The 13828-nt window shown below is 35.3% G+C and carries 17 protein-coding genes; 8 read left to right on the top strand and 9 right to left on the bottom strand.

From position 1 onward, the window contains the following. Positions 1-2 precede the first annotated feature (2 nt). Together JKA74_RS04320 and JKA74_RS04325 are read left to right on the top strand one after the other, a co-directional pair. Complete coding sequence (locus JKA74_RS04320) at positions 3-383, top strand: DUF1987 domain-containing protein (protein WP_201429919.1); 381 nt, start codon at positions 3-5, stop codon at positions 381-383. Positions 384-392: 9 nt separating this feature from the next. Next, positions 393-935 (top strand): hypothetical protein, encoded by a 543-nt coding sequence (locus tag JKA74_RS04325; RefSeq protein ID WP_201429920.1) that lies wholly within the window; start codon positions 393-395, stop codon positions 933-935. Between the two features lie 329 nt (positions 936-1264). Here JKA74_RS04325 and JKA74_RS04330 read toward each other — a convergent pair whose 3' ends face one another. The 6 genes from JKA74_RS04330 to JKA74_RS04355 form a co-directional block, all read right to left on the bottom strand. Continuing rightward, positions 1265-1516 carry a hypothetical protein gene (locus tag JKA74_RS04330; RefSeq protein WP_201429921.1) on the bottom strand — a complete coding sequence of 84 codons (252 nt, stop codon included), beginning with the start codon at positions 1514-1516 and terminating at the stop codon, positions 1265-1267. Between the two features lie 82 nt (positions 1517-1598). Continuing rightward, positions 1599-1847 (bottom strand): hypothetical protein, encoded by a 249-nt coding sequence (locus tag JKA74_RS04335; protein WP_201429922.1) that lies wholly within the window; start codon positions 1845-1847, stop codon positions 1599-1601. A 14-nt stretch (positions 1848-1861) separates the two neighbouring features. Then, positions 1862-2302, bottom strand: a complete 441-nt coding sequence (locus JKA74_RS04340) for a hypothetical protein (protein ID WP_201429923.1) — start codon at positions 2300-2302, stop codon at positions 1862-1864. A gap of 60 nt (positions 2303-2362) precedes the next feature. Further along, positions 2363-3073, bottom strand: coding sequence for an SDR family NAD(P)-dependent oxidoreductase (locus JKA74_RS04345; RefSeq protein ID WP_201429924.1), 711 nt, complete (start codon positions 3071-3073; stop codon positions 2363-2365). Between the two features lie 199 nt (positions 3074-3272). Continuing rightward, a complete protein-coding gene (folE, locus tag JKA74_RS04350) occupies positions 3273-3971 on the bottom strand; it encodes a GTP cyclohydrolase I FolE (RefSeq protein WP_201429925.1) in 699 nt (232 codons plus the stop codon). After that, positions 3949-4359: a 6-pyruvoyl trahydropterin synthase family protein gene (locus JKA74_RS04355; RefSeq protein WP_201429926.1), complete on the bottom strand. Its 411-nt coding sequence runs from the start codon at positions 4357-4359 to the stop codon at positions 3949-3951. Before JKA74_RS04355 ends, folE begins: the two co-directional genes overlap by 23 nt. 296 nt (positions 4360-4655) lie before the next feature. Here JKA74_RS04355 and JKA74_RS04360 point away from each other — a divergent pair, with 296 nt between their 5' ends. Next, a complete protein-coding gene (locus tag JKA74_RS04360) occupies positions 4656-5168 on the top strand; it encodes a hypothetical protein (RefSeq protein WP_201429927.1) in 513 nt (170 codons plus the stop codon). A gap of 292 nt (positions 5169-5460) precedes the next feature. Here the strand turns inward: JKA74_RS04360 and JKA74_RS04365 are convergent, their stop codons facing one another. Then, complete coding sequence (locus JKA74_RS04365; RefSeq protein WP_201429928.1) at positions 5461-5631, bottom strand: hypothetical protein; 171 nt, start codon at positions 5629-5631, stop codon at positions 5461-5463. Positions 5632-5988: 357 nt separating this feature from the next. Between JKA74_RS04365 and JKA74_RS04370 the strand changes: the two genes are divergently transcribed. After that, positions 5989-7056 (top strand): AI-2E family transporter, encoded by a 1068-nt coding sequence (locus tag JKA74_RS04370; protein WP_201429929.1) that lies wholly within the window; start codon positions 5989-5991, stop codon positions 7054-7056. A gap of 140 nt (positions 7057-7196) precedes the next feature. Here the strand turns inward: JKA74_RS04370 and pth are convergent, their stop codons facing one another. Both pth and JKA74_RS04380 read right to left on the bottom strand, forming a co-directional pair. Further along, positions 7197-7757, bottom strand: a complete 561-nt coding sequence (gene pth, locus JKA74_RS04375; RefSeq protein ID WP_201429930.1) for an aminoacyl-tRNA hydrolase — start codon at positions 7755-7757, stop codon at positions 7197-7199. Positions 7758-8146: 389 nt separating this feature from the next. Continuing rightward, positions 8147-8812 (bottom strand): DUF502 domain-containing protein, encoded by a 666-nt coding sequence (locus tag JKA74_RS04380; RefSeq protein ID WP_201429931.1) that lies wholly within the window; start codon positions 8810-8812, stop codon positions 8147-8149. Between the two features lie 243 nt (positions 8813-9055). Between JKA74_RS04380 and JKA74_RS04385 the strand changes: the two genes are divergently transcribed. Genes JKA74_RS04385 through JKA74_RS04400 form a run of 4 tightly spaced genes read left to right on the top strand, consistent with a single transcriptional unit; the run spans position 9056 to position 13432 of the window. Beyond that, positions 9056-9526, top strand: coding sequence for a nucleoid-structuring protein H-NS (locus JKA74_RS04385; RefSeq protein ID WP_201429932.1), 471 nt, complete (start codon positions 9056-9058; stop codon positions 9524-9526). 51 nt (positions 9527-9577) lie between these two features. Then, a complete protein-coding gene (locus JKA74_RS04390) occupies positions 9578-10147 on the top strand; it encodes a hypothetical protein (RefSeq protein WP_201429933.1) in 570 nt (189 codons plus the stop codon). Then, the gene (locus tag JKA74_RS04395; RefSeq protein WP_201429934.1) at positions 10144-10980 is read left to right on the top strand and encodes a hypothetical protein; all 837 of its coding nucleotides are present in this window, start codon (positions 10144-10146) and stop codon (positions 10978-10980) included. Before JKA74_RS04390 ends, JKA74_RS04395 begins: the two co-directional genes overlap by 4 nt. Continuing rightward, positions 10967-13432 (top strand): leucine-rich repeat domain-containing protein, encoded by a 2466-nt coding sequence (locus tag JKA74_RS04400; protein WP_201429935.1) that lies wholly within the window; start codon positions 10967-10969, stop codon positions 13430-13432. The genes JKA74_RS04395 and JKA74_RS04400 overlap by 14 nt, the downstream gene beginning before the upstream one ends. Positions 13433-13828: the final 396 nt, after the last annotated feature.

Raw genomic sequence — 13828 nt, forward strand, 5'->3', positions numbered from 1 at the left:
ATATGGAGGCTTATTATTTAGAAGCAACACCGAAAACACCAAGGCTTGATTTTAATCCGGATGCCGACACTTTTGTTATATCAGGAAGATCAATTCCAGAAAATTCTATCGAGTTTTATAAGCCATTGCTCGATTGGTTGGAGAATTATGTCAGTAATCCTAAAAAATCTATTATTTTTGAGGTGAAACTTGAATATTTTAATACAAGCTCTTCAAAATGCATGGTGGAAATTTTTCGGAAATTTGAAAAAATTCATAGTGCAGGTCATGAACTTACCGTAGAGTGGTATTATGATGAAGAAGATGAAGATATGCAGGAATCAGGTGAGGACTTTAAAGATATAATCAAGGTGCCTTTCAAGATGATTCAAAATAAAGACTAACAATTATATATGTCAAAAGCTGTTACTCAATCAGATGTTTTTCAAGCAGAGATTGATTTTCTTAACGAAGTAAGGGTGTTGGCAGAAGATGATAACCTTCCTGCTGAAAAAGTTAAAGAAAATTATACAGCACTTTGTAACAAATATGAGAGATTAATAGGAGAAGCCAAGCTTTTAACCTCTGTAAGTGATAGATTGCATTCCAGGCTGAATGAAGCCAACGAGAAATTAAAGAAACAATCAGATGAAATCAATAAGATCAATGATGATCTGAAAGTAAACAATCAATTACTTCAGGATACTATAGATCAATTAGTGAAGGCAAAAGTGGGAAGAAAAGCATCCTCTATTGTGCTACTAATTGCCATTATATTGTTTATTATATCTGAAGGAGTATTGGAACCTCTGGTGGAAGAGAAATTCGGGAATGAACAAATAGGGTTTGTTTTTAAATTGGGTATAGCCATTCTTCTTAAACCTATCGATGTTTTGGTAGAACGTTATATGATGCGAAAGGCACTTAAAAATAAACGTTCCATCACCACCTTATAATATATGGTATTGGAGTTAATCTTTGGAAAGGCTGTTGACCATTATTGTTAACAGCCTTTTTTATGATTATCTGGAAACGTGAGTGCTATTCTTTATCTAAATCTTGAAATTTCCAAATCTGATGTTTGCTTATTTATAATGAAAGGTATTAACATTCGAATAAACTAATTCCTTGAAATTAGGAAAGTTTTCCCCCAAGTCAGTACGCCTGCGTTTGTGTCTCACAAATGCTTTTGATACAAAATTTAATGACGATATTCGCCTTTCTTACAGTTGTACGCTCGATTTTATCCACAATCGAGGGTGGTTATTTGAAGGTGGTGTCTTTATCAGCTTATTTTATCTGGAAGAGTATTTAATTGGTTGTCCATCGATTTAATTTGTTCCTCCAATTTCATTACATATTCTATCGACCGGGAGATCATTGTATATTGTTCATCTATTTGTTGGTTCAAAAGCGTGATTTCCCCGGTCAACCTCTTAATTTTTTCTTCATATTCTTTTTTCAACTTCTTTTTTTCTTCTTTGGCTTTTTGAATATGCTCTTTGTAGAAGTAATATGATTCTGGTATTTTGTTCATGAAAATAAAGATGGATTGATAGTTAAATTGAAGGGGAAGTGTTTTTTAACTTACTTCTCCCTACAATTAATGTTATAAACTGCTAATGAATACTTTGAAAATTACCGGAATCTACCCTTTTTTTTAAGTTTGCCAATTCTTTACTTAGTTTATGAGAGTAATTAACTGCCATATTCAGCATTTCTTGTTGAGAAGTCAGTTTCTCTTTCAAAAATGACACTTCCTCCTTAAGTTCACTTATTTGTGACTCGTAAGTGGTTTTAAGGATTTGAATCTCTTTTTTGGCAGTCTCAAGCTCTAATTTGAATGCATCTTCTTTAATATCTTTCATAAACTACGGATTAATTAATGATCAATTGCGTCCTGCAAATTGTCTTTGTATTGAATATCCATTTCATTAAATTTTAAACCAGGATAATTCTCTTTAATCTTCTCTCTGCCTATTTTAACACTTTGCTTAAACACTTTATTATCGGGCAATATCTTCCTATGGGTTTTTAGGCCGTGCCTGTACATTTCCTCTTTCCATTCTGTAAAATACCATTCCATTGATGGCTGATGAAAAACTGTGAGTGGTCTCTTATCAAAAATTAATTTGGTAATATGTTTTTCTTTCACAAGCTTTCCAATAGACTCAAAAGTTTTTTTAAATTCTTCAATTGGAATATAGGAGCTGGTAGCCTCAACTATAGCAATTGGTTTACCTTCCACAAAAGATACTTTAGCATGTTTCAGCTCTGAGTGGGTTATTAGATTGTCTTTTAAATTATCTGTTGTATTACTCATATATAAAAGTGTATTAAAAATGATATTATAATTAACTTTACAAAGCAGAGATTGTTTAAATTAAATATGCCGAATATTTCCCATTCCTCCATCAAGGCCTATTACCTGGGCAGTCATCCAGGAGCTATCACTATTCAACAAGAAGATTGCCAGCCTGGCTATGTCTTCAGGTTTCCCGTATCTTCCTAATGGATGTCTTTTGTTGGAAGCTTCCTTTTTCTCATCCGTTGATAACAGGTTTCCTGCTAGTGGAGTATCCGTCAGGCCGGGGGCTATCATGTTCACTCTGATTTTACTGGCCGCCAATTCAGCAGCCAAACTTAATCCCAATCCTTGCAGTGCACCCTTGGCAGCCGCTATTGATGCGTGAAAAGGTAAGCCAGAATTGGCAGCTACGGTACTGAAAAGTACTATACTTGATCCATTAGCTGCTTTTAAATTCTTTAGAGCTTTCTGGATCACTTTGGCTGCCCCTAATGTATTGATAGTGAAATCTCTGATGAAATCCTCATCTTTCAATCGCTGAAAGGGCTTAAGGTTAATTGTCCCCGGACAGTAAACAAGGCCGTGGAGTTCTTCAGGTAGTTTATCCAGTTCTGTATCAAAATTTGCAACATCCAATTTAATGTAACTGAAATCACCTGTAATTTCAGGTTTGCTTCTGGAAGCCAGATAAAGATGGGCTCCTTTATTTTGTAGGTCTTTGGCAAGACTTAAGCCTATTCCTGAACTAGCCCCAACAATGAGGAAGTTTTTGTTCTCAAATGACATAACAGTTGTTTATTGTTCGTGTAATCAACCATTCAATTAGAACAAATGTTTGAGATCTGCATAAAAAAAGAGCAAGCCGGTGATAGCTTCCTCTTTTAGTTGTTGTATAATAAAATATGGTGCTGAATTCTCTAAAATAAAACTTCCGCCTTATTGATAAAAATCAATTACACTTGGTCCTTCTGAGAAAATCTTTACTCTATCTGGGGGAGGGGCTGTTAATATAATCCAGGAACTCTCTTCTGGTGGCCTCATCATTGAACTTTCCACCAAAATAAGAAGTGCCTGTTCGGCTATTAGTATCACCTACACCTCTTGAAGAAACACACATATGTGAAGCATCCATTACTACCGCTACGCTATCAGTGTCTAATACTCTCTTAAATTCCTCTGCTATCTGCATAGTGAGCCGCTCCTGCACCTGTGGCCTTTTCGAAAAATACTGCACAATTCTATTGATCTTGGAAAGACCAATTACTTTCCCGCTGGAAAAGTAAGCTACGTGTGCTTTACCATAAATGGGTACAAAATGGTGTTCACAATGAGAATAAAAGGTAATGTCTTTTTCCACCAACATTTGATCATATTTGTACTTATTTTCAAAGAGTTTTGGGGTGGGCTTGTTTAAAGGGTTCAGTCCGCTAAACACCTCTTTTACATACATCTTGGCTACTCTGGCAGGTGTGCCTTTCAGGCTGTCATCGGTTAAATCCATTCCCAAAATATGCATTATTTCCTTAAAATGCTTGGCTATCATTTCCATTTTAAGTTCATCATCCATTTTAAATGCATCCGGCCTTAAAGGAGTTTCATGGCTTGAACCAGAGTGGTCATCTCCCAAATCGTCTATAGAATTGAAGTCGTCCAACTTTTTGTTATTCTGTGGGGTATTCAACATAATTTCTTTCTGTTTCGTAAAGTTTAATTTTGACATCCAATGATGCCTCAATTTTCTCTCTCAATAATTGATAAATCACAACAGCAATATTTTCTGCAGTAGGATTAATCGATTTAAATTCCTGAGTATCCAGATTCAAATTTCTATGATCAAATCTATCCAACACATTTTCTTTAATGATATCGCTTAGCACTTTCATGTCCACCACATAGCCGGTTTCAGGGTTTATTTCTCCTGTTACTTTTACTTCCAGATCGTAATTGTGGCCATGGAAATTGGGATTATTGCACTTCCCGAACACCATTTGGTTCTTCTCATCGGTCCAATTAGGATTGTGTAATCTATGTGCTGCATTAAAATGTTCTTTTCTGTAAACAGAAACTCTCATGAATATCTTTTATTTGAAAGATTAAATATACGCAACTAACTTGAATGGCTAAATTATGTTTAAAATGTTTTTGCAAACATAATATAATCTTTCTTTTTGATTGGCAATTGATAATTGGCCAATAGTAAAGTTTTTACTTGCCAGCTTTCTCTTAAGTTTTTATCTCAATAAGTTCAACAAAGCTGTGGAGTTTTTAATTTCCTGATAAAGGCTTTCTGTTGGATTTAAATTTAGTGATTTTATCAAATCAATCAAACTTTATTATCTTTGTTCAGTCTAAATAAAAAGAAGAACAAATGAATAAAAATACTATTGCCATCGTCATAGGTTTAATCGCTATTATATTAGCTGTTATGAATCTGATTAGTATTGGCCAGCTTAATAGCAGCATGGAGGCTAAGGGAACTGATGCCCCCGTCACTCCTATAACAGAAGAAAAATACGAAGTAGCCAAAGCAATGGGATATATGCAGCGCTTTAGTACAAAACTTTATTGGGCTGGAAGCCAAGAGAATTGGGAGTTATCTGAATTTTATGCTCATGAATTAGAAGAAACAATAGAGGAAATTTCGGAAGCCGATGTAATTGATGAAGGTTTTGCAGTGAGTGAAATGGTTACGAAAATGTCTATTCCCGCATTTGAGCAAGTGGAAGAGGCAATTAAAAAACAGGATAAAAGTGCATTTGAGAGTTCTTATCAATTGCTGATCCAATCGTGTAATGCATGCCATGCAGCTAGTAAACATGCATTTATTGAAATAAAAGTACCCGAATTAGAAGGTGTATACAATCAGAAATTTAGTAAATAATACTTTCTTGATGAATAGCATAGTTTAAAAAGCACAAATAACTCTGGACTTTTGGGATAAGGCTATACTCAACTTTTACAAAGTTAGTGTTGGCTCCATCAAAAACAATATTAGTGTCCTGTATCTTTTAGTGGTCAAAATTTGGAAATGTTTTCGTAAAATACTGATCTTTAGGCTTTAATGCACATCTTAATTCCAACCTTTTCATATAGGTATCAATGTTAGCAGGGAAGAAATAATGTAAGGAAGCTTATAAATATGATGCCATCTGAAAATAAGAGATGCTAGACAATTAATCGAATATTTTTTTGATTACCCATATTATAAGGGCAATCACAAGTATAACAACAATTATTCCTACCCATACACCTGCTTCAAAAATACCAGCTGCTAAATCGCAACCAGTAACTGTTACTAATAGTAACAGGAAAATCATTAATTGAGAAAATTTTAGTCTTTTCATAGGTTAAATCTTTTGTTGTAAAGTATTCAAGCAAAATTTCTCTTTCACAATTTGATTGTTCCTAGCCTTTCGTGTCACAAAATTGATTATAAATAAAGAGAAAGCTTTAAAGGAGAATAGGTAGAGTCAAATAATGAATCTTATCCACGCTAGTTAAATTACCTCCATTTGTATTTATATTACGAGTGTAGCGTCACCTAAGTTTTATAGGCAATATTAATACTACTAATTATTACTATCCAATCTCCTTTATCTATGAGGTTAAAGATATATTGAATATTATAAACCTCCGTATATCACCTACGTACTTGTGTATTTAATTAGGGGGAAATAATTTCTACTTTAAAAATACCCGTTTTGGAGAATAGCAAACAAATTTTTGATCAACCAACTTTTACAAAAAAAGTATTAATAGTAGCTGGGGTTTTTATTCCTATAATTCTTGTACTACTTCTTTTTGGTATAGCTTTTAAGGTTCTGTTACTCATTTTGGCTGGGGTTTTATTGGCTTCTTTTTTTCGAGGTATTGCAAGTTTTATCCATAAATATACCCATATTTCTTTAGGCTGGTCTACTTTAATTTCGGTGCTACTGGTAATTGGATTAATTGTGTTGACATCATTTTTCATTGCTCCACAGATAAGCGATCAGGTAAACCAGCTTACGCAACAATTACCACAAGCCATTGATGACACTAGACAGCAGATGGAGAGTAGTTCTATTGGAAGAAAAATAATTGATCAAATCCCTGATGATCCTGTAAAATGGATGCAGGAAAAGAGTGGTATGTTGAAAAAATCGTTCGGTGTTTTTGCTTCTACTTTTGGTGTTTTAGCTGATATGTATATTATACTTTTTATAGGACTCTTTATGATGGCACAACCGGAACCTTATCAGCATGGGATAATAAAACTGGTGCCAATTTCCAGGAGAGGAAGAGCTGAAGAAGTGCTGGAAAAGCTCGGAGCTACTTTGAAAAAATGGATTGCAGGCAAACTGTTTTCCATGTTAGTAGTGGCAGTTTTGACTACTGTAGGCCTTTATATTTTGGGAGTACCGCTGGCACTTTCATTAGGAATTATAGCAGGTATTCTTTCCTTTATACCCAACTTCGGACCTATAATTGCTTTAGTACCTGCGGTGCTTATTGGTTTCATGGAAGGGCCAGGTACTGCTTTGTATGTCGCCTTATTGTATATCGGGGTTCAGGCATTGGAAAGTAATATTATAACCCCATTAGTACAGAAGCAAATGGTTTATTTACCTCCTGCAATGATTCTTATCTCTCAGGTGTTGCTGGGAATATTGGTAGGAGGTCTAGGTTTAATCCTTGCGACTCCTATTATAGCTATTGTAATGGTACTTATAAATATGCTATATGTTGAGGATACTTTAGGTGATAAATCTACTGGTAAAAAAGAATAAACATGAACTCATATTAGAGATTGTTTACTCACAAAGGGTAAGCTATGCCAGAAGATTAGGAAGACTTTTTAGCAATCATAGATTTAGATTTTCCTTTAGTATTGGCTTTAGGAAATACGAATAAAGCCTCAACTATCTAATCAATCATTAAATTGGCTCATGGTCATGTTTACTCCAATGGTTGTAAAAGCTAAAACCATTTCACAGGCTTTATCCATTGCAAAGGGCAACTCCTCAAACTCTTGTTTGGTAAAAGGGCTCAAAACATAATCTACTTGTCTTCCTTTTGGGAAATTATCACCTACACCAAATTTTAAACGAGAATAATCCTGTCCGCCTGTGAGATCTTCGATATTTTTCAACCCATTATGGCCAGCTGCTGATCCTTTCGCCCTCATTCTTAACTTTGCAAATGGTAAAGCTATGTCATCAGTAATTACCAGAATGTTTTCTTTTGGAATGTTCAACTCCTGCATCCAATAATTGACAGCCTTGCCGGATAAATTCATATAAGTGGTGGGCTTGATGAGGTGGATCTGTCTTCCTTTATATTTGAACTCTGATTTCATCGCCAGTTTTAGCGTTTCAAAGCTCACTTTCTGGTTATCGGCAAGTCTGTCTAAGGTGAGAAAACCGATGTTATGTCTGGTGATTTCATATTCAGCGCCTATATTTCCCAGGCCTACTATCAAATATTTCATGTGTATATGTTTATTTTTAGTGGTCACATGGAATGTCTGACCTCTACCATCTACTTCCACATCCTAGGCTTTTACTAATATTCATCCTCGGTTGGTATAGCTGGCTTTATGGACATTTCATGTGTATATGTTTATTTCCATTAGTCACATGGAATTCAATAAATTTTATTCATCCTCGGTTGGTATGTTAAGGATTCTAAAATTTATGCTCATTTCATTGTTGTATCTCTTCAATTATTAATGGACACAAATATAAGGGAATTCAAATTTCCTGTATTGGATATAGAGAGTTACTTTCAAATGTTACTGTTATTTGTAAAAGCAAGGAGAAAAATCTGTTGATGTTCATATACCTGTATCATAAATCAAATCCAATTATTGGAGATCACTTAACTACTTTCTTGCGCTCTTTCCTTAGCTGAAAATAGCTTAGAGGAACCTGTTCCCATTCCCACAATAGTACGCATTGCTTGTTCCGGTTCAATATCCAGAAATTTTAATTGTGAAGCAGGAACGTGGTAAATATTGCCATTCATAGGATTGGGTGCTGTCGGGACAAAAACGGTATATATATTATTAGAGACTGATTCTGTGATAAAGCCTGTTAAAAGAACCCCCGTATTGTAGGCGTCTACCAAAACTACCTGACTAAAAGGCATTTTCTTCAATCCGGAAAATTGGGCTACCGTATCTTTTACTGAAGAATAAAGAGGGATTTGGCTAAGGTATTTCATTTCAAATACTTTAAAATAGCTTTTGCCTCTTCTGGCACGCATGATTAAACCTATAAGAAAGATAATCACCAATAGTATCAGGAGTGCTAAGAAATTGATGAACCAGGTATGCGAGTCTGCATTTTTGTCCAGAATAGAACTTATAGGAGAGATAACATTGAAGACAAATTTGAATATCAATGAAAGCAGGAATAAAATAATAATAGTAGGCAGTATGATTAACAAGCCGTTTAAAAGTGTTTTGATTAAGAAAGTTTTAGTCCAGAAACTTTCTGAAGGTTGTGGTTTTTCCTGATTTTGAAGCGATGTGTTTTGTGTCATATTATTCCAATTGATTTTCCTGCTAAGGGATATTAGTAAATAAAGCCTTATTTAATATTCAATCTTGCTTTATTACGTAAAATTATATTTTTAAACCATTATTACGTTTTATAAATTTCAAATATCACCTATTAATCGCCTTTTTTTATCGATTAAATATTATATTATTTCGATAATCATAACATTTTTAAATAAATACGTTAAAGGGGAAATATACCAAACGGAATAAACAAAATGAATAAAATGAAATCGTTTTTAAGATTAGCCACATTATGTCTGTTATTAAGTGCAGGTCTATTTGCTTGTAAGAGTAGCAAAAAAGCAGCTGATCAATCTCCAACTCCAGCTCCTGTACCGGAAGTTACTGAAGAAGAAATGCCGGAATCCGAAGAGCCCGTTGAAGAGGCTGAAACCAAAGCAAATCTTATGTTGCGTTTAAATAGCTATTTTAGCGCTATAAGCTCTTCTTCGCAAAACCCTACTGCTGCTAATCGCAACATTAATGAAGCAAAGGCTATGTTTGCTTCAGGGGATGTGCCTGTGTTGATTATTATACATGAATCAGCCGATGGTACCAAAGATTATGATGAGCCTACCACCATTAAGGATTATATGAACTATCTCAAAGATCAGGGTAAAAATCTTAATGAAATCTATGAGATGAAAACCAATGCCAATGGTAAAATTACTGAATTGGAATTGATTCGTAAATAATCTATGCTCACTAAAATGAATAATAATATGAATTTGATCGCAATAAAATACATGAAAAATTTAAGTATGCTTGCCCTTTTGTTTTGCATCTCATTTGGAGCACTGGCTCAATCAGCGGATATTTCTCCACAAAGAAAGCAGGCAATAGATTCACTAGCCCTTGAAAAGGTGCGTGATTTAAGTAAATATATCAGCATTATTGGAGATAAAGAAACTGCCTATTCTGAAGCAAACCGTGTTATGGACAGGGCAGAAGAGCTTTTTGCCCCTGATAGTGAGATGGGTGTTTCCTCATTAAGTACCGAAGAAATAACTTATTATAAAGTACGTGAGTATTTTCAGCGGTTGATGGCACTGAATTATGATAAAGTAAAAATTGATTGGTATGATATTCACTACATCAGTGATCTGGAACAGCAACCAGATGGTAAATACGTGGGTGTTGTAACTGTATATCAACGTTTTGAAGGAACATCTGAAGATGGCCTTACCTATAAGGACACCACCAAAAAAGACATCACTATTTATGTAGAGAAAAAGAAAACCCAAATTGCAGGTCGTACGATCGAATTCTGGGATGTGATGTTAGGTGATATCCGTGTGACAGAAACTTCTGCATGATAAGATTAAGATTATTTGTAATCGTATTCTTGCTTACTATGCCCTCCATACTCCCTGCCCAAATTAGGCAGGGAGGTGGAAGTGGCATGGATGAGACTGAATTATATGCTTCCACTAAGCAGGTCAATCAGTTTTTCAGACGCTTTAATGGTGAAGAAGACCAGAAAGGCAAACGCTACTATCAAAATGACAGGGCTTATCGTGATGTTTCATTGCGCAAGAATTACATTACCATCTTGTTTGATGATGATAATAGCGGTATTCCTAATGATAGAAAAAAAGCTTTCATCAATGATGTGACAGATAAAAGAAATCCAAAATATCTTAATTTTCATGATGATGGTTGGTTTGCTGAAGTAAGTGCCGTTTTTACCCGCTCCGGACAGGAGGAAAATATCTCTTTATTCTTTAAAATACAGCCTCAGGGACAAGGTTTTGAATGGGTATTGGACAAAGCAACTTCCATGCAATATCAGCAGTATTTTGGGAAAGATAGTAGTGATCAAAAATCATTTCTGCATCCTATGAGTCATGAACTGGATTTTATGAACTTGCATAAATCTTTCCGAAATCAAAAAGGTGTTGATTTTACCAGCACTGAATTTAAGCCTGACTATTTATCCATTTTTTTGTACGAATTAGGCAATAAAACTATTGCTTTTAAAACAGTAAAGAATTTGAAGTTTCATTTTTTCCAATGTGAAGGATGGTATTTTCAAATATCAGAATATAACAGACCGGGCTACAATAGCGGATGGTTAATTTCAGATCTTGCCCCCATAAAAAATGAAGACATTTCGGCACTTAAAGCCTTTATCTATGATCAACAGTAGATTTTTTATCGCATTCAGTCTTCTCCTTACTTTAGGCCTATTCGCTCAATTGGCCAATGCGCAACAGTTGGGCGATTATACCAAGGAAGAGGTGAAAAGCTATCAATCCAAGGCAGAGGACCAGGTGAGGTTTTTGTCATTTATGCTTAATACCCTGGGGAGTAAAAGCAGCAGTCCCAGGGATAAAGATGTAATCATTCGTGAGAGCTATAAGAAAATATTCAGAGATGGCAAGGTACAGGTGGAAGATGATCTGACTTCTAACAGAATGGTATTGGTAAATAAAGATATCACTGCTTATTTGAAGGATATTGAATTCTTTTTTCGGGATGTAAAATTTGATTTTGAAATTAAGGAAATAGAGCCCTTTTTACGTGATAATGGAGAATTATCATTTAAAGTTACACTCAACAGGACTTTAAAGGGTACAGGCCTTGAAGGAGAGTCTATCTTGAATACCCAAAAACGATTTATTGAAATTAACCTTGACAAAACTACTGACGAACTTCAAATTGTCAGTATTTATACTACAAAAGTAAGCAGGGAGCAGGCACTTAAAGAGTGGTGGAACAACCTTTCATTCGGATGGAAAAACATATTCAAAGAAAAATTGGGTATTAGTTCTGATAGTATAAGTATGAGTGAACTGAATAAAATTGCTTCCCTGGACTCAATAAATTTAGCTGGCAATGACTTTATTGTGTCAGTGGAACCTCTCAACATGTTGGTTGACCTACAGAAAATCAATTTAAGTAATACCAAAATTCAGGACATTGCCCCGCTCAGCAGTCTTACAGAAATTACCTATCTTAACCTCTCTAATACCAGTATTACGGATGTTAGTTTTTTACGCTATGCCGAAAAATTGAAAATACTTGACCTGTCCTTTACGCAGGTTCGTAATTTGGAGGATCTGGTGAACCTTACTCAACTGGAAGAACTATACCTCAAAGGGACTAACATCTCTGATTTTAGCGTGATTTCGGATTTTAAGGCTTTAAAAAAACTGGATTTGAGCGAAACTTTTTTTAGTGAATTGAGCCTGTTATTTCCCCTCAATAATCTAACAGAGCTTCATCTGGCTCGCACCAATATCAGAAATGTGTCCGATTCATTAAGTCCTAACACCTTGCAGGTATTGGATCTTACTTTTAATGCCATTTCAGATCTTTCTCCTTTGAGAAAGTATAGTGCTTTAAAGAATCTGAAAATAAGCAATACTCAGGTTGTAAGCCTGGAGCCTCTAATGACTATAAAAAGCCTGGAAAAAGTATATGCTGATAATACTTTCATTAGCCGGGAAAAAGCTGCGAATTTCACTGATGAGAATCCGCAGGTATTAATTATCATCAATTCAGAAGAATTATCCGCATGGTGGGCTTCGCTTAACCCTGCATGGAAAAAAGCCTTTGATACTTATCTTTCAGGAACACAAAATTCCATTCCGGAAAAGGAACAGCTCACGAAACTATTATTGACTGATAGTTTAAATCTGGACAACTCAGGACTCACTGATTTATTTGCTTTGAAGAAATTCTCCCGCCTCAGATCTTTATCTATTGCCGGAAATAATATCAATAGTCTGGACCCACTTAGTTCATTAAATAGCTTGTCGGAGTTGAATGCAAGCAATGTAGGCTTTACCAAAGTAGATCCTTTACTGAACCTCAAAAAGCTTAGAAAGCTTAATATTTCTAACAATGAATTATCCGAAGAGCAAGTGCTTAAGCTTTCAAGGGTTAAAAGCTTGAAATTGTTGAATATTGACAATGCAGGTATAGAGAAATCTACCGTAAAAGTTTTCTTAAAAGAAATTGACAACGATTGTATTGTGATATATGATACAGAAGGACTCAGCAATTGGTGGGAGGATTTGGATCTCATCTGGCAACAGATTTTTCAGTTGCAATTAGGAATGGGCAATCCGCCTACTGCTAAGGAACTACATCAATTGACGGCTATGACCAATGTAGTGATCATTGATGAGGGGATTACACAACTTGAACCACTTGATCAATTTGTTCAGTTGGAATCAGTTTATCTTGAGCGTGTGAGACTGACCGATCTAAATAGTATTGAAGCCGTAGGGGAGATTAAAAGACTTACCATTAAGGAAACACCTATTGCTTCCATTAAACCTTTGGCTCAATTGAAAACGCTGGAAGAGCTGAATTTAGATTATTCTTCAGTGGATGACTTACGTCCTTTGGAAAGTTTGGAAAATCTTAGAAGATTGAGTGTAGCCGGTACAAGGATCAAGAATTTAAAAGGGCTTGAAGAACTTTATGGTCTGGAATACCTTGATATTTCCAGTACTCTGGTTCGTAGACTAAAAAGTGTGGATGAATTAAATAATTTGGAAGAACTTAAATGCTATAATACCAGAATTTGGAGTAGTAGAGTAAGGAAATTCGAAAAAAATCATCCTGAATGTATGGTAAAGTTTTATTGAGTTGAGTTTCCAGCTTAAAGCTCTTTTGTACGGACACGGGCTTGTAGGTGAATTTGAACCGATCCAGACCGATTGGTTAATTCCAGGCAAAGTCCGGTACTGACCTGTAGTCTGACCTAAGAAGGAATAGCTGGCTTGTAATGAAAATGCAATCAATATTTAAACTAAGCCTTCAAATTTTCCTTAAATGAGCTCCCTCTCCTTTGGAGAGGGATGGGGTGAGGCATTAACACCACACTAATACAAAAACCCAATCCTAATATTTCAGAAGATTAAGATTAGAACGTCCTTGCGAGCACAGCAAACTTTCTCAACTCTTGTATCCAAGCCTTTTCCAGCTCGTCTGTGGGGACACAAGACGAGGGCAAACAGAGTGCTACTGGTCAGCACGGTTCC

The organism is Marivirga aurantiaca, assembly GCF_016679925.1.
GTDB lineage: Bacteria > Bacteroidota > Bacteroidia > Cytophagales > Cyclobacteriaceae > Marivirga > Marivirga aurantiaca.